This window comes from Pseudooceanicola aestuarii (assembly GCF_010614805.1).
GTDB classification, from domain to species: domain Bacteria; phylum Pseudomonadota; class Alphaproteobacteria; order Rhodobacterales; family Rhodobacteraceae; genus Pseudooceanicola; species Pseudooceanicola aestuarii.
In genome coordinates this window covers 702822-724797 of record NZ_JAAFZC010000002.1, presented here as the reverse complement: position 1 = coordinate 724797, position 21976 = coordinate 702822, and the positions used below count along the sequence as shown (strand labels likewise).

Here is a 21976-nt window from a genome sequence, read left to right as displayed (position 1 = left end):
GGCGTCATGTCGGATGGCAGCGGGACCGGCCGCAACGGTCTTCAGGAAAAATCGCTGGCCCAGCTGGGTCTGACCGCGCGTGGCGGACGGGAGGCCCGGATCACCGGGCTGGCCGTCGATAGCCGCGAGGTGCGGGAGGGATATCTGTTCGGCGCCATGCCCGGCAGCCGTGTGCATGGTGGCGAGTTCATCAAATATGCCCTGCGGATGGGGGCCAGCGCGATCCTGACCGATGCGGAGGGCGCGCGCCTTGCCGCAGCGGAACTGGCGGACAGCCCGGCGGCGCTGATCGTCGCGGCGGATCCGCGCCAGGCGCTGGCCTTTGCCGCCGCTCTCTGGTTCGGGGCGCAGCCGCGCGTCATGGCCGCGGTGACCGGCACCAATGGCAAGACCTCGGTCGCCTCTTTCCTGCGCCAGATCTGGGCGGAGCTGGGCCATGCCGCCGTCAACCTGGGCACCACCGGGGTGGAGGGCGCGGTGGACCTGCCGCTGCATCATACCACCCCCGAACCGATCACCCTGCACCGCACCCTGGCCCGTGTCGCCGCCGAAGGGGTGACTCATGCCGCGATGGAGGCCTCCTCCCACGGGCTGGCGCAGCGACGGTTGGACGGCGTGGTGCTGAGCGTCGGGGGCTTTACCAACCTCACCCAGGATCATCTGGATTACCACGCTGATTTCACAGAATATTTCAATGCCAAGGCTGGTCTTTTCACCCGTGTTCTGCCGCCCGAGGGCCACGCGGTCATCAACCTGGACGGCGAACGTGGCCCGGACATGGTGGCTGAGGCCGAATCGAGAGGTTTGGATGCCATGACCGTCGGCTGCGGCGAGGAGGCGGAGATCCGCGTGCTCGCCCGCCGCTATGAGCCGGAGGGGCAGATCCTGCGGGTGGCCTTTGACGGGACCGAATACCAGGTGCCGCTGCACCTGATCGGGGACTTCCAGGCGGAGAACGTGCTGGTTGCCGCCGGCATGGCGATCCTGTCTGGCGAGGAGGCCGCCGATGTCTTTGCCGCGCTGACCCGGCTGGGCGGTGTGCGCGGGCGGATGCAGTTGGCGGCCCGGCGTGGCAATGGCGCGGCGGTTTTTGTCGATTACGCTCATACGCCCGATGCCATCGCCACCGCCCTCCGGGCGCTGCGGCCGCATGTGATGGGCCGTGTGATCGCGGTGATCGGCGCCGGGGGCGATCGCGACCGGACCAAGCGCCCGTTGATGGGGCAGGCGGCGGCAGAGAATGCCGACCTGGTCTTTGTCACCGATGACAACCCGCGCAGCGAAGACCCGGCGGAGATCCGGCAAGCCGTGATGATGGGCTGCCCCGGTGGGATCGAAGTCGCCGACCGGGCAGAGGCGATCCTGCGTGCCGTAGATGCGCTTGGCCCCGGAGACGCGTTGCTGATCGCAGGCAAGGGGCACGAGACCGGGCAGATCGTGGGCGATACGATCTTTCCCTTCGACGACGTGGAACAGGCCTCCGTCGCGGTGGCGGCGCTGGACGGGGGCGGGATTTGACCCTCTGGACCGGGGCGCAGGCCGCGCAGGCCACGGGCGGGCGGGCCATCGGCAACTGGTCGGCGGCGGGCGTGTCCATCGACACCCGTACCCTGGCGCGTGGTGACCTTTTCATCGCGTTGAAGGCGGCGCGGGACGGCCATGATTTCGTCGCCCAGGCGCTGGCCAAGGGGGCCGCCGCCGCGCTGGTCACCCATGTCCCCGACGGCGTGGCCCCGGATGCGCCGTTGCTGATCGTGGCGGACGTACAGCGCGCGCTGGAGGATCTGGGCCGGGCAGGGCGCGCCCGGATGCAGGGTCGCGTGGTGGCGGTGACGGGATCGGCCGGCAAGACCTCGACCAAGGAGATGCTGCGCGACGTGCTTGGCGCGCAGCGCCGCACCCACGTGGCAGAGGCAAGTTACAACAACCATTGGGGCGTGCCCCTGACCCTGGCGCGGATGCCGCGCGACGCCGAACTGGCGGTGATCGAGATCGGGATGAACCATCCCGGAGAGATCGCGCCGCTGGCCCGCCTGGCCCGCCCGCATGTCGCGATGATCACCACCATCGCCCCCGCCCACCTGGAAGCGTTCGAGAATATCGACGCCATCGCCCGCGAAAAGGCCAGCATCTTCGATGGGCTGGAGCCGGGCGGCGTTGCGGTGATCAACGGCGATCTGCCCACCACTCCGATCCTGGTCGACGCGGCCAAGGCGCAGCAGGCCCGCATCCTGCGATTCGGAGAGGCGCGGCGAAATCATCACCGCCTTCTGGATGTCCGCGTGACCGAGGATTGCCTGGTCTGTCACGCCCGCGCCTGGCGCGTGCCCGTCACCTACAAGGCCGCGGCGGCGGGTCGGCATTTCGCGGTCAACGCTTTGGGGGTCCTTGCCGTGGCGCATGTGCTGGGGTTGGACCGGGCACTGGCGCTGGCCGATCTGGGCCGCTGGACCCCACCTGCCGGGCGCGGGCTGCGACAACGGCTTATCCTTGACCCGCTGGAAAAATCACTGTCCTTCGAACTGATCGACGACGCGTTCAACGCCAACCCGACCTCCATGGCCGCCGCGCTGGACGTGCTGGCAGCGGCGCGGGTGCGCAACGATGTCGGGCGTTTTGCCCAGGGGCGCCGTATCGCGGTGCTGGGGGAGATGCTGGAGCTTGGCCCTGAGGGCGAGGACATGCACCGCGCGCTGGCGGCGCATCCGGCGATGGAAAAACTCGACCTTGTGCATTGTGTCGGCCCCCGGATGCGGGTGCTATATGATGCGCTGCCGCACCATCTGCGCGGCCGGATGGAAGTGACCGCCGATCCGCTGATCGCCCAGGCCGGGCGGCTGGTGGATGCGGGCGATGTCCTGCTGGTCAAGGGCTCCAAGGGCTCAAGGGTGAGCGGCGTTGTTGACGCCCTCAGGAAATTGAGCCATCCCGCTGACGATTGAGTGGCAGGTTCAGGAAAGGACCGAAGATGTTGTATTGGCTGACAGCGCTCTCCGATGGGGGGGACGTGTTCAACCTGTTCCGCTACATCACGTTCCGCGCCGGCGGTGCGTTGATGACGGCGCTGGTCTTCGGCTTCCTGTTCGGGCCGCCGCTGATCAACGTGCTGCGCCGCAGCCAGGGCAAGGGCCAGCCGATCCGCGATGATGGCCCGGAAACCCACCTGGCCAAGGCCGGGACGCCGACCATGGGCGGGTTGCTGATCGTCGGCGCGCTGGTGACTTCCACCCTGCTCTGGGCGCGGCTGGACAATCCCTATGTCTGGATCGTCCTGTTCGTCACCCTGTCCTTCGGGTTGATCGGGTTTGCCGACGATTACGCCAAGGTGTCCAAGCAGAACACCGCCGGCATCCCTGCCAAAATGCGGCTGCTCATCGGCTTTGGTATCGCCGGGATCGCCGCCTACTGGGCCTCGGCCGTGCATCCGACCGAGTTGCAGTTCCAGTTGGCGCTGCCGGTCTTCAAGGATGTGCTGATCAACATGGGCTGGCTGTTCCTGCCCTTCGCGATGTTTGTCATCGTGGGTTCGGCCAATGCCGTGAACCTGACCGACGGGCTGGACGGGCTGGCGATCATGCCGGTGATGATCGCAGCCTCGGCCCTGGGCGTGATCGCCTATACCGTGGGGCGGGTCGATTTCTCGGAATACCTGGACGTGCATTACGTGCCCGGCACTGGCGAGATCCTGATCTTTGTCGCCGGGCTGGTGGGCGGGGGGCTGGGTTTCCTGTGGTACAACGCGCCGCCTGCCGCCGTCTTCATGGGCGACACAGGATCGCTGGCCCTGGGCGGGGCGATCGGTGCCATCGCCGTGGCCGCCAAGCACGAGATCGTGCTGGGCATTGTCGGCGGGCTGTTCGTGGTCGAAGCGCTGAGCGTGATCATCCAGGTGCTATACTTCAAGCGAACGGGCAAACGGGTGTTCCTGATGGCTCCGATCCATCATCATTACGAGAAGAAGGGCTGGGCGGAGCCGCAGATCGTCATCCGGTTCTGGATCATCTCCCTGATCCTGGCGATGATCGGCCTTGCCACGCTGAAACTGCGCTGAGCCTGCGGCGGACCTCGGCCCCGGACCTTGGCCACAGGTCCAGTACCAGGGGCCGCATCACGGGCAGTGGTCGGTCGAACAATACAGGGAAACCATCCAGATGATTCCGGTTCAGGGCCACCAGGGTGAAACGATTGCGGTGCTGGGCCTGGGACGGTCCGGCCTGACCACGGCGCGGGCGCTGCGCGCAGGCGGGGCCAGGCCGCTGTGCTGGGACGACAATCCCGCCACCCGAGAGGGTGCCGCCGCCGAAGGTTTCGTCATCGCCGATCTGGCCCGCCCCGGCGCGCTGGAGGGGGTGGCGCGTCTGGTGGTCAGCCCCGGCATTCCGCATCTCTATCCGGCGCCCAACCCGGTGATCGACCTGGCACTGGCGCACGGAATTCCGGTGGACAACGACATCGGCCTGTTCTTCCAGTCGCTGGCCGGGCAGGGCTGGGCCAGCCATGACCAGCCGCCCCGCGTCATCGCCGTCACCGGGTCCAACGGCAAATCCACCACCGCCGCGCTGATCCACCATGTGCTGACCGCCTGTGGCCGCGACAGCCAGTTGGCGGGCAATATCGGGCGCGGCGTGCTGGACATCGACCCGCCGGGCGATGGCGGTATCGTGGTTCTTGAGCTGTCGTCCTACCAGACCGACCTGGCCCGTGCGCTGACCCCGGATATCGCCGTCTTTACCAATTTCTCGCCCGACCATCTGGACCGTCACGGCGGGATCGGCGGCTATTTCGCGGCCAAGCGGCGCCTCTTTGCCGAGGGCGGGCCCGACCGCGCCATCATCGGCGTGGATGAGGCGGAGGGCCGGTACCTGGCCGGACAGCTGGCGGAAGCGCCGGGGGATGACCGGGTGATCCGCGTGTCCTCGGGGACGAAACTGGCCGGGGCGGGATGGTATGTCTTTGCCCGCAAGGGGTTCTTGACGGAATGGCGCAAGGGGCGGCAGGTCGGATCCATCGACCTGCGCCGGATTGCGGGGCTGCCCGGCGCCCATAACCATCAAAACGCCTGCTGCGCCTATGCGGCGGTGCGCGGGTTGGGGCTGGGCCCGCGCCAGATCGAGCAGGCGTTCCACGATTTCCAGGGCTTGCCACACCGCAGCCAGGTGATCGGCGAGCGCGGTGGCGTGCGCTTTGTCAACGACAGCAAGGCCACGAACCTGGACGCGGCCACCAAGGCATTGGGCGCCTTTGACAGCATCCGCTGGATCTGCGGCGGGCTGGAAAAGGACGGCGGGCTGGAGGCCTTGCTGCCGGCCACCGGATCGGTGGTGAAGGCCTATGTCATCGGACGCGAGGCGGCGAATTTCGCCATGCAGCTCAAAGGGGTGGAGGCCGAGGTTTGCACCGACATGGCCACCGCCGTGGCCCGCGCCGCCGCCGAGGCGCAGCCGGGAGATACCGTGCTGCTGGCCCCCGCCGCCGCCAGTTTCGACCAATATGACAGTTTCGAGAAACGCGGAGAGGACTTCGCCGCCCATGTCGCCGCGCTGGATTGATCCGAATTGGTCTGACCGGTGAAAGGGGCCGCGCGCTATGCCGCCGCGATGGCCGTTGCCGCCGCCATGGCGGAGGACCAGGCCCATTGAAAATTGTACCCGCCCAGCCAGCCGGTCACGTCGACGCATTCCCCTATGAAATACAGGCCGGGCTGGCGGCGCGATTCCATCGTCTTGGACGAAATCTCCGCCGTGTCGATACCGCCCAGGGTGACCTCGGCGGTGCGGTAGCCCTCGCTTCCCGAAGGGGTCAGGCGCCAATGGGTCAGCCGGTCGGCCAGCGTCTGCAACGCGCGGTCCGACTGGTCCGCCAGGTTGCCGGTCAGGACCCATTCGGTGCCCAGGTGATCGGCCAGCCGCGCCGGTATCAGGCCCAACCCGTCCAGCGACCGCACAAGAGACCGGCGCCCGACCTTGGTCCGGGCGGCGCGTAGCACGGCATAGGCATCGGCGCCGGGGCACAGGTTCACCACGATCTCCGCACCTTCGCGCCAATAGGAAGACGCTTGCAGGATCGCCGGACCGGACAGCCCGCGATGGGTGAACAGCAGCGCCTCGTCGAACGGCGGACCATCGGCGGCAACGCGGGCGGGCAAGGCGGTGCCGGCCAGCGGGCGAAACCTGTCGGCAGAGAAGGTCAACGGCACCAGCGCGGGCCGTGTCTGCGTGACCGAATGGCCGAATTGCGCCGCGACATCGTAGGCAAAGCCTGTCGCGCCCATCTTGGGGATCGACTTGCCACCGGTGGCCAGCACCAGTCGCCGCGCCCGGACCTGCCGCCTGCCCTCCGGCCCCGACAGCGTCAGGCCATAGCCCGTCGCGTCGTCGGCGTTGCCACTCCTGGTCAGTGGGGTGATCGCCGTGGCCGTGGTCTCCAGCGTGATCTCGGCCCCCGCCCGGGCGCACATCCGCAACAACATGTCGATGATCGCGGCAGAGCGTCCGTCGCAGAACAGCTGGCCCAGCGTCTTCTCGTGCCAGGTGATGCCGTGGCGGGCCAGCAGGTCGATGAAATCCCATTGCGTATAGCGCGCCAGGGCAGAGCGGGCGAAATGCGGATTGGCGCTGATGAATTTCTCGGGCGTGACGTCGAGATTGGTGAAATTGCAGCGCCCCCCGCCGGAAATGCGGATTTTCTCCGCCGGTTTGCGGGCGTGATCCACCACCAGCACCCGGCCGCCGCAATGCGCCGCGCACATCAGGCCCGCCGCGCCGGCGCCCAGGATGATGGTATCGTATTCCATGCCCTGCCTTGCGGCAGGACGGCGCGGGATGCAAGTGGCGGGCTGCTTTCCGGCGCCCTGGTCAGCCAGCGGCGGGCCGCGCGATCGCCCCCTTTGTGGGGTCAAGGTCCAGCGCGCGGATCAGCGCCTCTGCCAGGTCGTCCAGCGGGGCGGCCTGGCGGGTCAGCAGGTCGCGGGCGGCGGCGGCCATCGCATCGCGGGCCGCAGGGTCGCCCATCAGTCGCGGGATGGCCTGGGAAAGTGCCCTGGCATCCGCCACGGGCAGGGCCGCGCCGGCGGCGTCGAAATCGGCATAGACCTGGGCGAAATTGGCGGTGCGCGGTCCATGCAGCACAGGGGCGCCCAGCTGGGCGGGCTCGAACGGGGTGTGCCCCTCCGCCGGACCGAAGGAACCGCCGACCAGCGCCAGATCCGCCAGCGCGTACCACAGCCCCGTCTCGCCCATCGTGTCAGCCAGATAGACCGACGCCCCGGCGGGATCCTCGCCGCGACTGCGTTGCGCCAGCGACAGCCCCCTGGCACGGACCAGCGCGGCGACCTCCGCCGCCCGGACGGGATGGCGGGGGACCAGGATCAGTTGCAGATCGGGCAGAACGGCACGCGCGCCGAGATGGGCGGCCAGCGCGATCTCCTCTTCTCCGGAATGGGTGGACACGGCGGTCCAGACCGGGCCGGGGAGGGCGGGCCGCAGCCGCGACAGCTCGGCCTGATCGACGGGCAGGGGGGGCACCATCGCCTTGAGGTTTGGCCCTTCTGCCAGCCGGTCTGGATCGGCCCCCAGCCGCAACAGCGCGTCATGGGTCGTGCGGTCCTGACTGCGGATCATGCGGTACCGCCGCAGCAGGTCCCGCGCCGCGCCGCCGGCCCGCGCCCAGTTGCGCGCACTGCCCGCCGACATCCGCGCATTGACCAGCGCCAGCGGGATGCCCGCCGCATCGGCGCGGGTCAGCAGGCGCGGCCAGATCTCGCTTTCGACAAAGATGCCGGCGTCGGGGCGCCAATGGGCCAGAAACCGCGTCACCGCGCCCGGCGTGTCGAGCGGCGCGAATTGGTGAACGCAGCGCCCCGGCAATCGCCGTGCCAGCACCTGCGCCGAGGCCGAAGTGCCGGAGGTGATCAAGCCTGTCGCGCCAGGCTGCCGCGCCAGCATCCGGTCCGCCAGCGCCAGCACCGAGACGCTTTCCCCGACAGAGGCGGCGTGAAACCACAGCACCGGGCCATCGGGCCGTGCCAGCGTCGCCCGGCCCAGTCGTTCTGCGGCACGCGCGGTGGTGACCCCCTCGGCCAGCAGCTTGGCCCGGACCCGGCGCCACGCCAGCGGCCCGGCCACCGCCGTCACCAGGCGGTAGAGGACAAGGGCGGCAGGCGCCCGCGACGGGCTGGTCATCAGCCGCCTGTATGGCTCATGTGGCGGGACACCTGGCCATCGGCCCGCTGCCGGGAATAGTCGAAATCGTGGCCCCTGGGTTTGGCCCCGATGGCGGCGCGGATCGCCTGTTCCAGCGGCGCGTCGTCCTGTGGGAAATTGCGCAGGGCCGGGCGCAGATCGGCGCGGTCCTCCTGGCCCAGGCACATGTACAATTCGCCGGTGCAGGTCATGCGCACGCGGTTGCAGCTTTCGCAGAAATTATGGCTGAGCGGCGTGATGAAGCCGATGCGTTGCCCGGTTTCTTCCAGCCGGACATAGCGCGCCGGCCCGCCGGTGCGGTCGGACAGTTCGGCCAGGGTGTAACGTTGCGCCAGTTGGGCGCGCAGATCGGTCAGGGACCAATATTGCCCGATGCGGTCCTCGTTGCCCAGATCGCCCATCGGCATCACCTCGATCCAGGTCAGGTCGATGCCTCGGTCGTGGCAGAATTCGGTCAGCGTGAACAGCTCGTCCTCGTTGAAATCCTTCAGGGCGACGGCGTTCAGCTTGACCGCCAGCCCAGCCGCCTGCGCCGCGTCCAACCCGCGCAGCACCTGCGGCAGGCGCCCCCAGCGGGTGACACGGGCGAACTTTTCCTCGTCCAGCGTATCCAGGGAGATATTGATCCGGCGCACCCCGGCGGCGGCCAGGTCGGCGGCGAACCGCTCAAGCTGGGAGCCATTGGTCGTCAGCGTCAGCTCTTCCAGTGCGCCGCTATCCAGATGCCGGGACATGGCGCGGAAGAAGGTCATGATATCGCGCCGCACCAGCGGCTCCCCCCCGGTGATCCTCAATTTCTTCACCCCCAGACCGACAAAGGCGGAGCACATGCGGTCCAGCTCCTCCAGCGTCAGAAGCTCCTTCTTCGGCAGGAAGGTCATGTTCTCCGCCATGCAATAGACGCAGCGGAAATCGCAACGGTCCGTAACCGAAACGCGCAGGTAGGTGATGGCGCGGGCGAAGGGGTCGATGAGGGGTGCTGTCATGACATCCAAGGTAGGATGGCGGCGCCTTGCCGACAAGTCATGTTTGCGCAGGCATCCCGGCATTGAAGCGGCGCGGGAAAAGGATAGGTTGGTGGCTATGAAATACCTTGTCGGCCTTGCCCTGATCCCGGCCCTGACCGCCTGCGCCAGTGTGCCCTTCCTGAACCGCGACCGCGCGTCGGACGCTTCTGTCTCTGCGCCCGCCACCACGGCGGAGGGGCAGACCCGCCCCCGTGCCCGCCCCGGCGCCGAGGCGGATGCCGGCGCCGTGTCCGCCGCGCCGCGCACCGGCAACCTGGGGCGTAGCACCGCCTCTCTGGGTTCGCCCACGGAGCCGGGAATGTGGCTGAAAACGCCGCTGGTCACCGCGCGCCAACCCGGCCGCGTCGTGCTGCCCGCAAGTGGCGCCCAGCTGGAGGTCGAGCTGATCCCGATCCCCGGTGCCGCCACCGCCGGTTCGCGCCTGTCGCTGCCTGCGATGCAGGCCTTGGGCGTGCCCCTGACCAGCCTGCCCGAGGTCGAGGTTTACGGCGGTTAGCGCCGGTTCTGCGGTCCGTGCGGAGATCGGCAGCGAGCGCCCCGGGCGCCCTCGTCACAGCCGAAACCTAGCGAAGGTACTTGCCGGCCTCCTTGCGGGCAAAGGCTTTCATCCGGTCGCCATGCGCATCCAGGAACGCGCGGGCGCGGGGTTGATCGTGTTTCGACAGATCCCGCACCCACCAGGCGACGGATTTCTGGATGAACCATTCCGGGTCCTCCACATATCCTGCGGCCCAGCCCAGCACCCGGTCGCGCGCCGTGGCCTCCGCCGCAGTGGGGTGGTTGCCACGGGTCAGGCCCAGGGTGATCACCATAGCCGCCCGCCGTGTCCACATGTGGGGAGAGGTGGTCCAGCCCTCCACCTGCGCGACGCGCGACAGGTCCGCCATGATGCGCCGCTGACCGGCCATGCAAACGTGGTCGGCGATGGCCCAGGCGTCGAAATCGGGCACCCAATCGCAGATCATGCGCCAGGCGGCGGTGTCATCGGGGCGAATGCGCGCCTGGGTCAGCAGCTTGGCGGCGGCGATGCGGGCCTCGTGAATGTCGCTGGCCCACAGCGCCTGCGCCAGGGACAGCCGCTCCTCCAGGGGCAGGGCGCGGCGCCATTGCGTTGCCAGATCGTTGATCGCGGGGTTCGGCGTGCCCAGGTAGGGGCGCTCTGCCTTGTGGTAGGTCGCCACCCCTGCGGCGCGTTCCGGTTCGGCCCGGTCGCGCAAAGCGTCCAGCGCCGCCTGGGGCGTCATTCCACCGTCACCGATTTCGCCAGATTGCGCGGCTGATCCACATCCGTGCCCTTTGCGATGGCGGTGTGATAGGCCAGCAGCTGCGCCGGCAGGGCATAGAGGATCGGCGTCAGCACCGGGTCCACATAGGGCAGTTCGATCCCTTTCCAGACGCCATCACCCGCCGCGTGCAGCCCCTCCCTGTCAGAGATCAGAAGGATCTTGCCGCCGCGCGCCATCACCTCCTCCATGTTGGAGATCGATTTGTCGAACAGCGCGTCGCGAGGGGCCATGACGACCACGGGGACGCGCTTGTCGATCAGCGCGATAGGGCCGTGCTTGAGTTCGCCTGATGCATAAGCTTCGGCGTGTATGTAGCTGATCTCTTTGAGTTTCAGGGCGCCTTCAAGAGCGAGAGGATACATCAGTCCGCGCCCGAGAAACAGGATGTCGCGGGCCTCCGCCAGTTGCTGGGACAGGGTGGCGGCGATGCCGTCGCTGTCCAGCGCGCGGTTCAGTACAGCGGGCAGGCCGCGCAGGGCGGCGGTCAGGCGCTCCCGCTCGGGCTCCGCCAGGGTGGCGCGGTCCTGCGCCGCCTTGAGCGCCAGCAGCAGAAGGACCGTCAACTGGCAGGAGAACGCCTTGGTCGAGGCGACGCCGATCTCTGTTCCGGCCAGGATCGGCAGGGCCAGATCGCTTTCCCGCGCGATGGAGCTTTCGGCCACATTGACCACGGACAGGATCATGTCGGCCTTGCCCTGGCAGTAGCGCAGGGCGGCCAGGGTGTCCGCCGTCTCCCCCGATTGGGACACGAACAGCGCCACGGTGCCCGGCGTTACCGGCGGTTCACGGTAGCGGAATTCAGAGGCGATATCGACCTCCACCGGGATCCGCGCCAGTGTTTCCAGCCAGTATTTCGCCGTCAGGCAGGCATAGTAGGCGGTGCCGCAGGCAACCAGAATCATCCGCTCCACGCGGGTGAAATCGACGCCTTCACCGGGCAGGCTGATGTTGGTTCCCGCCTCGCCCAGGTAATGTTTGATCGCGTTGCCGACGACCTGCGGCTGCTCCATGATTTCCTTTGCCATGAAGTGCTTGTGGCCGCCCTTGTCGACGCGGGCGGTGTCCAGGGTGACCTGTTTCATCTCCCGGTTGGCCAGCTGACCCTCGCGATCGCGAATTTCGATCGACTGGCGGGTGACGACGGCCATGTCCCCTTCTTCGAGGTAGGTGATACGGTCGGTCAGCGGCGCCAGGGCGATGGCGTCCGAGCCGACGAAATTCTCCCCATCGCCATGGCCGATGGCCAGCGGCGATCCCTTGCGCGCGGCGATCAGCAGGTCGTCCTCCCCGGCAAAGAGGAACAGCAGTGCAAAGGCGCCTTCCAGCCGGGGCAGAACACGTTCCACCGCCGCGCGAGGGCTGTCGCCCTGGGCCAGGTAGTGGTTGGTCAGCAGGGCAACGGTTTCGGTGTCGGTTTCCGTCTCGAAGCCAATGCCGGCGGCGGCCAGCTCGGCCCGGAGTTCGCGAAAATTCTCGACGATGCCGTTGTGCACCACGGCGACGCGACTGGCCTGGTGGGGGTGAGCGTTGGTTTCGGTGGGCCCGCCATGGGTGGCCCAGCGGGTATGCCCGATGCCCGACCGGCCGCGCAGCGGGGTGTGGACCAGCAGATCAGCGAGGTTCACCAGTTTGCCAACCGCGCGGCGGCGGTCCAGCGCGCCATCGTTCACGGTGGCGATCCCGGCGCTGTCATAGCCGCGATATTCCAGCCGTTTCAGCGCCTCCACCAGGAAGGGTGACGCTTCGTGAGATCCAAGGTACCCGATAATTCCACACATTTCAGGATCCTTTCCCCGGCGTTTTGGCGCGGGATTTTAACATTTCGAACAATTTACGTGCCAGGCCCGGTTTGTTGACCTGCTGCGCCCGGCCCAGGGCCAGCGCGCCGGGTTCAACGTCCCGCGTGATCACCGATCCGCTGCCGGTCATCGCGTCATCGCCGATGGATACGGGTGCCACCAACATGGTATCCGACCCGATGAACGCCCGTGCCCCGATCCGGGTGACATGTTTGGACACGCCGTCGTAGTTGCAGGTCACCGTGCCGGCGCCGATATTCGTATCCTCGCCGATTTCCGCGTCGCCGATATAGCTCAGGTGGTTGATCTTGGATCCACGATCGACGCGGCTGGCCTTGATCTCCACGAAATTGCCGATGCGCACGTCCTCCGCCAGTTCCGCGCCGGGACGCAGGCGGGCATAGGGGCCGATCACGCCGCCTCGGCTGACATGGCAACCCTCCAAGTGGGAGAAGGCCCGGATGCGACTGCCGGATTCCACTGTAACCTCCGGCCCGAAAACGACATTCGGCTCTACCACACTGTCGCGGCCGATCACGGTGTCATGGGCCAGGAACACGGTTTCCGGTGCCATCAGGGTGACGCCGTTGTCCAGCGCTTCCGCCCGGGCGCGGGCCTGGAATGCGGCTTCAGCCTCGGCCAGCTGAGCGCGGGAATTGATGCCCATCGTCTCGGCCTCGTCACAGGTGACGGCGCCGGCGGACAGACCCTGAGCGCGGGCCAGGCCGACGATGTCGGTCAGGTAGTATTCCCCCGCGGCATTGTCGTTATCCACGGCGGCGACCAGATCGAACAGAACCTTGCGATCGGCGCAGATCACGCCTGAATTGCAAAGTGTTATGCGGCGTTCTTCATCTGAAGCGTCCTTGAATTCAACGATCCGATCCAACCGTGCACCATCCATCACCAAACGGCCGTAGCGGCCGGGATCGGCAGCTTCGAACCCCAGAACGACGACGTCGTGATCGGCGCGGGCGCGCTGCATCGCGTCCAGCGTCTCGGGCCGGATGAACGGCGTATCGCCATAAAGTACCAGCACGTTGCCCTCGAAATCCGACAGCCCCTCGCGCGCCTGAGCGACGGCATGGGCCGTGCCGTTCTGCTCCTCTTGCAGGACGATCTCGGCAAAGGGGAACCGGTCGCGCGCGGCCTGGCCCACCGCCTCGGCGCCATGTCCGGCAACGACGGTGACGCGCGAGGGCTCCAGCCGCAAACCAGAGGCGATGGCATGTGCCAGCATCGGCGCCCCGGCGATTTCGTGTAGCACCTTGGGCAGGTCGGATTGCATCCGTGTCCCCATGCCCGCGGCGAGTATGACCAAGGCCGTGTTCATTTCAATCCTGCCCGATGATTTGCGCTGTTATTCCCGTGGCGCCCGTTTTAAGCCAGTGTCTGCATGGTGCAAGGGCAGAACCCCGCACCGATGATCACAGCGGGTTTCTGTTCGTTTCGAAGGCGGCGGAACCCCGCCGGAGCGAGGGTGCAAAGCGCATGAAGGCGGTCGTATTCGATCTTGACGGGACATTGGCGGACACCAGCGGCGATCTGCTGGCGGCGGCGAACCATTGCTTTGCCGACATGGGCGCGGGCGAGGTTCTTACCCCTGCGGATGCCGGCACTGCGTTGCGCGGGGGGCGGGCGATGCTGCGGTTGGGCCTGACGCGGCTGGGCCGGGCGGGAGAGGATGCGCTGATCGACCGGTATTACCCCGTCCTGCTGGAGGCCTACGGCGCCAATATCGCGACGCAGACGCTGTTGTATCCCGGCGCGATGGAGGCGGTGACATTGCTGAAATCCCAGGGCCGGCGGGTGGCCATCTGCACGAACAAGCCCGAGGCGTTGGCCATCCGCCTGATGGCGGAGCTGGGCGTGGGCGGCGAATTCGACGCGCTGGTCGGCGCGGACACCCTGCCGGTGCGCAAACCCGATCCTGCCCCCTTGCGCGAGGCGGCGCGGCGCGTTGGCGTGGCCCCGGACCGGTGCTGCCTGGTAGGGGACAGCGACACGGACCGCAACACCGCGCGGGCGGCGGGCGTGCCGTCGATCCTGGTGACCTTCGGTCCCTCGGGCGCGGACATGGCGGCGCTAAAGCCGGAGGCGATGATTGCGCATTTCGACGAATTGCCCGAGGCCGTGGCCCGGTTCGACCGCTGAGCGGGGGCACGCCGCACAGGGGCCACCGGGGCCGGCGCTCCGGGAACCCGTGCGTCCGGAACGGACACGCCCAAAACAGACAGGTGTTTTAATGACCGAAATGTTCGAAGGCAGTTTCACCCAGCAGGAGCCGATCCCGGAGGCCGGGATCGCGGCGGCGGAGCGGGTTTTGCGCTCGGGCCGGTTGCATCGGTACAACACCGCCCCCGGAGAGACTTCGGAAGCGGAGCTGCTGGAGGCGGAATTCGCCCGCGCCATCGGCCTGGACCACGCGCTGGCCGTGGCCTCGGGCGGGCAGGCGATGATCATCGCCTTGCGGGCGGTGGGGGTGCAGCCGGGGGACCGGGTGCTGACCAACGCCTTTACCCTGGCGCCGGTGCCGGGGGCGATCGCAGCCGTTGGCGCCACGCCGGTCTACCTGGGCGTGACCGAGGGGCTGGCGCTGGACCTGGACGACCTTGCGGCCAAGGCGGATCGCGGGTCGGTGCTGTTGTTGTCGCATATGCGCGGCCATCTATGCGACATGGACCGGCTGATGGCGATCTGCGCGGCGGCGGGGATCATGGTGGTGGAGGATTGTGCCCACACCATGGGCGCGGCCTGGAACGGACGGGCCAGCGGGACGTTTGGCGCGGTGGCGTGCTTTTCCACACAGACCTACAAACATCTCAATTCGGGAGAAGGCGGATTCATCGCCACCGACGATGCGGCGCTGGCGGCGCGGGCGATCCTGATGTCGGGCAGCTACATGTTCCACCAGCGCCATGGCCAGGCGCCTGCGGTCGAGGTTTTCGACGAATTGACCTATGTCACCCCCAATCAATCCGCCCGCATGGACAACCTGCGCGCCGCGATCCTGCGCCCGCAGCTGGCGAATCTGCCCCGACAATGCGCCCGCTGGACCGAACGCTATCGGGCCGTGGAAGCCGAGATCGCTGGCACGCCGGGGCTACAGGTGATCGACCGGCCGGCGGCGGAGGATTTCGTCGGATCTTCCATCCAGTTCCTGCTGCCCGGATGGGACGCGCAGAAGATCGAGGCGGTGCTGGCGCGCTGTGCCGCGCGGGGGGTGGAATTGAAATGGTTCGGCGGGGCGCAGCCCACGGGATTTACCTCCCGCTATGACGATTGGCGCTATGCCCAGGCAGAGCCGCTGCCCGATACCGATCGCATCCTGCGCGGCCTGCTGGACATGCGGTTGCCGCTGACCTTCAGCCTGGCGGATTGCGCGCTGATCGGGCGGATCATCCGGGCCGAAGTCGCGGCGGTGTATCAGCAGGGCTAGCCGGCGGCGGTGACGCAGGTGATCGGGGACCTGCGCGCCGCGTCTGCGGCGCCACGTCGCGCCTGCGCCCCGTGACGTCATTCCGTGGCGGCATTGGTGCCGTATAGCGGCACGGTGGAAATCGCCACCTTGGCCGATCCGTCCGTCAGCTCGGCCGCGTGGGCGACATAGATCAGCGTCTGGTTGGTCGCGTCGTAGATCCGTTTGACCCGCAGCGATTTCAGGACGATGGAGCGGGAGGTGCGGAATACGTCCTCTCCGTCCTCGTCGCGGTCGATGTCGCCCAGGGTGATCGGCCCGGTCTGGCGACAGGCGATGGAAGCATTGGAGGGGTCTTCGAACCAGTTGCCCTTGCTCAGCCGGTCGATCATCGACCGGTCGAAATAGGCGATATGGCAGGTCACGCCCGCGACGTCGGGGTCCTGGATCGCCTCGATGACGATATCGTTGCCGACCCAGTCGACCCCGACTTCGCCGACCTGCTCTGCCGCCAGGGGGCTGGCGAGGCAGAGACAGGCGACGGCAGACAGCAGCTTTTTCATCAGAACGTGATCACTCCGTGTTCGCCGGCATGGGCGGTGTCATCGGTGATGTTGGCACGTGCCACCTGGTAGAGAAAGCCCGCAGCCCCGTCGGTCAGCCAGATTTCGGCGCGGTCGGGGGTGAATTTCAGCAACCGCACACTGTCGTCCTCGCGTCCGTCCTTGAACCAGGCGGCGGAGACGGGGGACCAGATCTCGTCCAGTTTGGCGCGGTCGTCGGATTGGGTCAGCCGGCCCTGCACGCGGGCATACAGCCCGGCGCCGGATTCGGCGATGACGTAGTGCAGAGCCTTGCCCTGTGCCGCCGCCTCGTGGGCATCGGTGTCCTGCGCGGTGATGAACCACAGGACCCCGGCCCCGGAATCACCGTGATGGGCCATCGGCACCACGCGATCGGCATCCGTGTGCAGCATCCCGGCGGTGACCTTGGACAGGCGTTTCCAGAATTCGGTGGTCAGGGTGTCGGTGAAATCCTTCATGATTTCCTCCTTTTAAACGTTCGGCGGTCAACGCGGACCCGGGGCACCGGGTTCCGGCGCTTGACCGATGGGCGGACCCGTGCCATCAATATGAACACTTGTTCATTTACCGGGGGAGGAGGGGCGATGTTTCAGGCATCCATGACGTTCGATCTGGGCGAGGACGTGAATGCGTTGCGCGAGACGGTGCATCGCTGGGCACAGGAACGGCTGAAGCCGATTGCCGCCGAAGTCGACAGCAGCAATGAGTTTCCGAACGCGCTGTGGAAGGAAATGGGCGATCTGGGCCTGTTGGGCATCACCGTCGACGAGGAGTATGGCGGTGCCGGCATGGGCTACCTGGCCCATACCGTGGCGGTGGAGGAAATCGCCCGTGCCTCCGCCTCCATCGCGCTGAGCTATGGCGCGCATTCGAACCTGTGCGTCAACCAGATGCGGCTGAACGGCAGCCCGGAGCAGAAGGCGAAATACCTGCCCGGCCTGGTCGCCGGCACCCATGTCGGTGCCCTGGCGATGAGCGAGCCGGGCGCCGGGTCCGACGTCGTGTCGATGAAACTGCGGGCCGAACGCCGCAACGATCATTACCGGCTGAACGGCAACAAGTACTGGATCACCAACGGCCCCGATGCCGACACGCTGATCGTCTATGCCAAGACCGACCCGGATGCGGGGTCCAGGGGAATCACCGCCTTCATCATCGAGAAATCCATGAAAGGTTTCACCACCTCCCCGCATTTCGACAAGCTTGGGATGCGCGGGTCGAACACGGCCGAACTGATCTTCGAGGATGTGGAGGTGCCGTTCGAGAACGTGCTGGGCGAGGAAGGCCAGGGTGTGCGCGTCCTGATGTCGGGACTGGATTACGAACGTGTCATCCTGTCCGGGCTGGGCACGGGTATCATGGCGGCGTGCCTGGACGAGGTCATGCCCTACATGAAGGAGCGCAAGCAGTTCGGTCAGCCGATCGGGAATTTCCAGCTGATGCAGGGCAAGATCGCGGACATGTATACCAAGATGAACTCCGCCCGTGCCTACCTGTACGAGGTCGCGCGCACCTGCGACCGGGGCCAGGTCACGCGTCAGGATGCGGCGGCCTGCGTTCTCTATGCCTCCGAAGAGGCGATGGTCGTGGCGCATCAGGCGGTGCAGGCCCTGGGCGGGGCCGGGTTCCTGGCGGATGCGCCGGTGGCCCGGATCTTCCGCGATGCCAAGCTGATGGAGATCGGGGCCGGCACCTCGGAAATCCGGCGGATGCTGGTCGGGCGGGAACTGATGGCGTCGATGGGGTAGGGGACTGCCCCGGCGCCCAACCGAAAGGAACCGACATGACCCATGACGATCTTCGCGCGCTGTTCATCAACTGCTCTCTCAAGCGGGGTGCGGGGGACAGCCATACGCAAATTCTTCTGAACGCTTCTGCCGGGATCATGGCGGAGGCAGGGGCGCAGGTCGAACATCTCTACCTGCTGGATCACCAGGTGCCGCCCGGCGTGCAGCCGGACATGACGGAACACGGCTGGGACCGCGACGACTGGCCCGCCCTGTGGGACAAGGTCCGCGCCGCCGATATCCTGGTGATCGGCACGCCGCTCTGGCTGGGGGAGGAAAGCTCTGTCTGCCGGGTGCTGATCGAGCGGCTGTATGCCATGTCCGGAGAGCTGAACGACAAGGGCCAATCCGTCTATTACGGCAAGGTCGGCGGCTGCGTGATCACCGGCAACGAGGACGGGATCAAGCATACGGCGATGACCCTGGCCTTTGCGCTGAACCATCTGGGCTACACCATTCCGCCACAGGCCGATTGCGGCTGGATCGGAGAGGCGGGGCCGGGCCCGTCTTTCGGCGATCATGCTGAAGGGCGGCGGGCCGGGTTCGACAATGACTTCACCGCCCGCAACACCACGATCATGACGTGGAACCTGCTGCACATGGCCCGGATGCTGAAGGATGCGGGCGGGCTGCCCAATCGCGGCAATGACCGCAACGCATTGGCCGATGGCCAGCGCTTCGGCTTTGCCCTGCCGGAGGAATGATGCTGACGCGCCGCCCCTATCACACCCTGCGTACCGATTTCGAATGGGCGCTGCCCACGCGGCTGAACATGGCCACGCAGGTCTGCGACGATTGGGCCGCGCGCGCGCCGCAGCGGACAGCGATCATCGACCTGACGGCGGACCATCCAGGCGGCGGACGGCGCGACATCTCTTATGCCAGCCTGCGGGAGATGGCCGAACGGTTGGCCCTTGCGCTGGAAGCGCGCGGCGTGGCGCCCGGCGATCGGGTCGGTGTGCTGCGCGCGCAGGACGGCTGGTGCGCCGCCGCCCATATCGCGATCTGGAAGATGGGCGCTGTTTCGGTCCCGCTGTTCAAGTTGTTTCGCCACGACGCCCTGCGCTCGCGCATCGGGGATGCCGGCGCGCTGCATGTCATCACCGATGACGAGGGCGCAAAAATGCTGGCCGGCTTTGAGGTGACGCCGCTGGTGCCCGAGAAGACAGAGCTGCCCGACGGGCTGTTCGCCACCCGCGACACCGGGGCCGACGATCCGGCGGTGCTGATCTATACCTCCGGGACGACGGGCAAGCCCAAGGGGGCGTTGCATGGTCACCGCGTCTTGACCGGTCACATGCCAGGGGTTGAACTCAGCCATGATCTGCTGGGCCAGGAGGGCGATTGCCTGTGGACCCCGGCGGACTGGGCCTGGATCGGCGGGCTGTTCGACGTGCTGATGCCGGGGCTGGCCCTGGGCGTGCCGGTGGTGGCCGCGCGGATGCCGCGTTTCGACGTCGAGGGCTGCCGCGCCATCATCCGTCAGGGCACGGTGCGCAACGTCTTTTTCCCGCCCACCGCGCTCAGGATGCTGCGGGCGGCGGGGGCGCGGATCCCCGGCCTGCGCTCGGTCGCCAGTGGCGGGGAACCTCTGGGCGCCGAAATGCTGGACTGGGGACGCAGCGCCCTGGGGGTGACGATCAACGAATTCTACGGCCAGACCGAATGCAACATGGTCGTCAGTTCCTGCGCGACGCTGTTCGATCCACGCCCCGGTTGCGCGGGTCGGCCCGTGCCGGGCCACGAGGTTGCGGTGATCGGGCCGGAGGGGCTGCCCTGCCTGGGAGAAGGCGACGTGGCCGTGCGGCGTGGATCCCCGGCGATGATGCTGGAATATTGGCGGAATCCTGCGGCCACGGCGGCCAAATTCCGTGGTGACTGGATGCTGACCGGCGATCGCGGCGTGATGGAGCAGGGCCACCTGCGGCTGGTCGGGCGGGAGGATGACGTGATCACCTCGGCCGGGTACCGCATCGGCCCCTCCGAGATCGAGGATTGCCTGCTGACCCATCCGGCGGTGGCTACCGTCGGCGTGGTGGGCAAGCCCGACAGCCTGCGTACCGAGATCGTCAAGGCCTATGTGGTGCTGAAACCGGACGCGCAAGTGACGGCAGAGACGTTGCAAACTCATGTGAAGGACCGGCTGGCCAGCTATTCCTATCCACGGGAAATCGCCTTTGTCCCCGACTTGCCCATGACCGTCACCGGCAAGGTCATCCGCAAGGAACTGAAAGCCCGCGCAGCGGCGGAGGAAAGCTGACATGAGATTGCAATCACAGGTTCTGACCGGCGGGGCCGATTTCGCCGCCAACCGCGACAACCACCTTGCCGCGCTGGAGATCGTGCGGGAGGCCGCAGAAGCCGCCGCCGCAGGGGGCGGGCAGAAGGCGCGGGACCGGCATCTGGGCCGGGGCAAGATGCTGCCGCGCGACCGGGTGGCGGGGCTGCTGGATCCGGGAAGCCCCTTTCTGGAGGTCGGGGCGACCGCAGGCCATGGCATGTACGATGGTGCCGCACCGGGGGGCGGGGTGATCGCGGGGGTGGGCCAGGTCCATGGTCAGGAGGTCATGGTGGTCTGCAACGATGCCACCGTGAAGGGCGGCACCTATTACCCGATCACCGTCAAGAAGCACCTGCGCGCCCAGGAGATCGCGGCCGAAAACAACCTGCCTTGTGTTTACCTGGTGGATAGCGGCGGGGCCAACCTGCCCAATCAGGACGAGGTCTTTCCCGATCGCGACCATTTCGGGCGCATCTTCTACAATCAGGCGAACATGTCCGCGCAGGGCATCCCCCAGATCGCGGTGGTCATGGGATCGTGCACCGCCGGCGGCGCCTATGTGCCGGCGATGTCCGATGTCACGATCATCGTGAAGGATCAGGGCACCATCTTCCTGGCCGGTCCCCCGCTGGTCAAGGCCGCCACGGGGGAGGTCGTCTCCGCCGAGGATCTGGGCGGCGGCGATGTGCACACCCGACTGTCCGGAGTGGCCGATTACCTGGCCGAGGACGACGCCCATGCCCTGGCCCTGGCCCGGCGCGCGGTGGCCGGGCTGAACCGGGTCAGGCCCGAAGGCGTCGCCTGGGCCAGCCCCGAGAACCCCGCCTATGACCCCGAAGAGATCATCGGCGTCGTCCCCGCCGATCTGCGCACCCCCTATGACATCCGCGAAGTCATCGCCCGCATCGTGGACGGATCTCGGTTCGACGAGTTCAAGTCGCGGTTCGGGGAAACGCTGGTTTGCGGTTTCGCCCATGTGATGGGCTGTCCGGTGGGCATCATCGCCAACAACGGCGTGCTGTTCTCGGAAGCGGCGCAGAAGGGCGCGCATTTCGTCGAATTGTGCAGCCAGCGGAAGATCCCGCTGGTCTTCCTGCAGAACATCACCGGCTTCATGGTGGGTCGGAAATACGAGAACGAGGGCATCGCCCGCCATGGGGCCAAGCTGGTGACGGCGGTGGCCACGACGCAGGTGCCCAAGATCACCATGGTGGTCGGCGGCTCCTTCGGGGCGGGGAATTACGGCATGGCCGGACGGGCCTACAGCCCGCGGCTCATGTGGTCCTGGCCGAATTCGCGGATTTCGGTCATGGGCGGGGAGCAGGCGGCAGGCGTGCTGGCCACGGTGCGGCGCGATGGGATCGAACGCGCCGGTGGCAGCTGGTCGGCTGCGGAGGAGGCGGAGTTCAAGCGCCCCACCATCGAGATGTTCGAACGCCAGTCCCATCCGCTTTATGCCTCGGCGCGGCTGTGGGATGACGGCATCGTCGATCCCCGCCGCTCGCGGGAGGTTCTGGCGCTCAGCCTGCGGGCCTGCCTGAACCGGCAGATCGAGGATACGCGCTTTGGCGTGTTCCGGATGTAGGGGGCAG

19 protein-coding genes are annotated in these 21976 nt (G+C 67.3%); 11 read left to right on the top strand and 8 right to left on the bottom strand.

All coding sequences use genetic code 11. From position 1 onward, the window contains the following. Positions 1-6: 6 nt before the first annotated feature. The 4 genes from G5A46_RS16300 (at position 7) to murD (ending at position 5549) form a co-directional block, all read left to right on the top strand. On the top strand, positions 7-1518 hold the full coding sequence (locus G5A46_RS16300; RefSeq protein WP_163851094.1) for a UDP-N-acetylmuramoyl-L-alanyl-D-glutamate--2,6-diaminopimelate ligase: 1512 nt from the start codon (positions 7-9) through the stop codon (positions 1516-1518). Beyond that, positions 1515-2942 (top strand): UDP-N-acetylmuramoyl-tripeptide--D-alanyl-D-alanine ligase, encoded by a 1428-nt coding sequence (locus G5A46_RS16295; protein ID WP_163851092.1) that lies wholly within the window; start codon positions 1515-1517, stop codon positions 2940-2942. Before G5A46_RS16300 ends, G5A46_RS16295 begins: the two co-directional genes overlap by 4 nt. A gap of 26 nt (positions 2943-2968) precedes the next feature. Next, entirely contained in the window at positions 2969-4051 is a 1083-nt protein-coding gene (gene mraY / locus G5A46_RS16290) for a phospho-N-acetylmuramoyl-pentapeptide-transferase (RefSeq protein ID WP_163851090.1), read from the top strand. Positions 4052-4151: 100 nt separating this feature from the next. Then, positions 4152-5549, top strand: a complete 1398-nt coding sequence (murD, locus tag G5A46_RS16285) for a UDP-N-acetylmuramoyl-L-alanine--D-glutamate ligase (RefSeq protein ID WP_163851088.1) — start codon at positions 4152-4154, stop codon at positions 5547-5549. Positions 5550-5584: 35 nt separating this feature from the next. Here murD and G5A46_RS16280 read toward each other — a convergent pair whose 3' ends face one another. The 3 genes from G5A46_RS16280 to moaA all read right to left on the bottom strand — a co-directional run bounded on the left by G5A46_RS16280 (position 5585) and on the right by moaA (position 9187). After that, positions 5585-6793: a BaiN/RdsA family NAD(P)/FAD-dependent oxidoreductase gene (locus tag G5A46_RS16280; RefSeq protein ID WP_163851086.1), complete on the bottom strand. Its 1209-nt coding sequence runs from the start codon at positions 6791-6793 to the stop codon at positions 5585-5587. 61 nt (positions 6794-6854) lie between these two features. Next, complete coding sequence (locus G5A46_RS16275; RefSeq protein WP_163851084.1) at positions 6855-8180, bottom strand: 3-deoxy-D-manno-octulosonic acid transferase; 1326 nt, start codon at positions 8178-8180, stop codon at positions 6855-6857. Further along, on the bottom strand, positions 8180-9187 hold the full coding sequence (gene moaA / locus G5A46_RS16270; protein WP_163851082.1) for a GTP 3',8-cyclase MoaA: 1008 nt from the start codon (positions 9185-9187) through the stop codon (positions 8180-8182). Before moaA ends, G5A46_RS16275 begins: the two co-directional genes overlap by 1 nt. A gap of 97 nt (positions 9188-9284) precedes the next feature. Here moaA and G5A46_RS16265 point away from each other — a divergent pair, with 97 nt between their 5' ends. Beyond that, entirely contained in the window at positions 9285-9725 is a 441-nt protein-coding gene (locus tag G5A46_RS16265) for a hypothetical protein (RefSeq protein WP_239521018.1), read from the top strand. Positions 9726-9792: 67 nt separating this feature from the next. On the opposite strand, the gene G5A46_RS16260 is transcribed toward G5A46_RS16265, so the two are convergent. From G5A46_RS16260 to glmU, 3 genes are read right to left on the bottom strand one after another with little or no spacing between them, the layout of a single operon-like run. Continuing rightward, positions 9793-10473, bottom strand: a complete 681-nt coding sequence (locus G5A46_RS16260) for a DNA alkylation repair protein (protein ID WP_163851080.1) — start codon at positions 10471-10473, stop codon at positions 9793-9795. Then, complete coding sequence (glmS, locus tag G5A46_RS16255; protein WP_163851079.1) at positions 10470-12293, bottom strand: glutamine--fructose-6-phosphate transaminase (isomerizing); 1824 nt, start codon at positions 12291-12293, stop codon at positions 10470-10472. Before glmS ends, G5A46_RS16260 begins: the two co-directional genes overlap by 4 nt. Position 12294: 1 nt before the next feature. Then, on the bottom strand, positions 12295-13647 hold the full coding sequence (glmU, locus tag G5A46_RS16250) for a bifunctional UDP-N-acetylglucosamine diphosphorylase/glucosamine-1-phosphate N-acetyltransferase GlmU (protein ID WP_163851077.1): 1353 nt from the start codon (positions 13645-13647) through the stop codon (positions 12295-12297). Positions 13648-13805: 158 nt separating this feature from the next. Between glmU and G5A46_RS16245 the strand changes: the two genes are divergently transcribed. Both G5A46_RS16245 and G5A46_RS16240 read left to right on the top strand, forming a co-directional pair. After that, positions 13806-14468 (top strand): HAD-IA family hydrolase, encoded by a 663-nt coding sequence (locus tag G5A46_RS16245; RefSeq protein WP_163851075.1) that lies wholly within the window; start codon positions 13806-13808, stop codon positions 14466-14468. A gap of 91 nt (positions 14469-14559) precedes the next feature. Further along, positions 14560-15753 carry a DegT/DnrJ/EryC1/StrS family aminotransferase gene (locus G5A46_RS16240; RefSeq protein WP_163851073.1) on the top strand — a complete coding sequence of 398 codons (1194 nt, stop codon included), beginning with the start codon at positions 14560-14562 and terminating at the stop codon, positions 15751-15753. Between the two features lie 77 nt (positions 15754-15830). Here G5A46_RS16240 and G5A46_RS16235 read toward each other — a convergent pair whose 3' ends face one another. Then, positions 15831-16295, bottom strand: coding sequence for a CreA family protein (locus tag G5A46_RS16235; protein WP_163851071.1), 465 nt, complete (start codon positions 16293-16295; stop codon positions 15831-15833). Continuing rightward, on the bottom strand, positions 16295-16774 hold the full coding sequence (locus G5A46_RS16230; protein ID WP_163851070.1) for a pyridoxamine 5'-phosphate oxidase family protein: 480 nt from the start codon (positions 16772-16774) through the stop codon (positions 16295-16297). The genes G5A46_RS16235 and G5A46_RS16230 overlap by 1 nt, the downstream gene beginning before the upstream one ends. Before the next feature lie 126 nt (positions 16775-16900). On the opposite strand from G5A46_RS16230, the gene G5A46_RS16225 reads away from it, so the two are divergent. Genes G5A46_RS16225 through G5A46_RS16210 form a run of 4 tightly spaced genes read left to right on the top strand, consistent with a single transcriptional unit; the run spans position 16901 to position 21969 of the window. Next, on the top strand, positions 16901-18064 hold the full coding sequence (locus G5A46_RS16225; protein WP_163851068.1) for an isovaleryl-CoA dehydrogenase: 1164 nt from the start codon (positions 16901-16903) through the stop codon (positions 18062-18064). Between the two features lie 35 nt (positions 18065-18099). Beyond that, complete coding sequence (locus G5A46_RS16220; protein ID WP_163851066.1) at positions 18100-18807, top strand: flavodoxin family protein; 708 nt, start codon at positions 18100-18102, stop codon at positions 18805-18807. Continuing rightward, a complete protein-coding gene (locus G5A46_RS16215; RefSeq protein ID WP_163851064.1) occupies positions 18807-20363 on the top strand; it encodes an AMP-binding protein in 1557 nt (518 codons plus the stop codon). Before G5A46_RS16220 ends, G5A46_RS16215 begins: the two co-directional genes overlap by 1 nt. 1 nt (position 20364) lies before the next feature. Further along, positions 20365-21969 carry a carboxyl transferase domain-containing protein gene (locus tag G5A46_RS16210; protein ID WP_163851062.1) on the top strand — a complete coding sequence of 535 codons (1605 nt, stop codon included), beginning with the start codon at positions 20365-20367 and terminating at the stop codon, positions 21967-21969. Positions 21970-21976 lie beyond the last annotated feature (7 nt).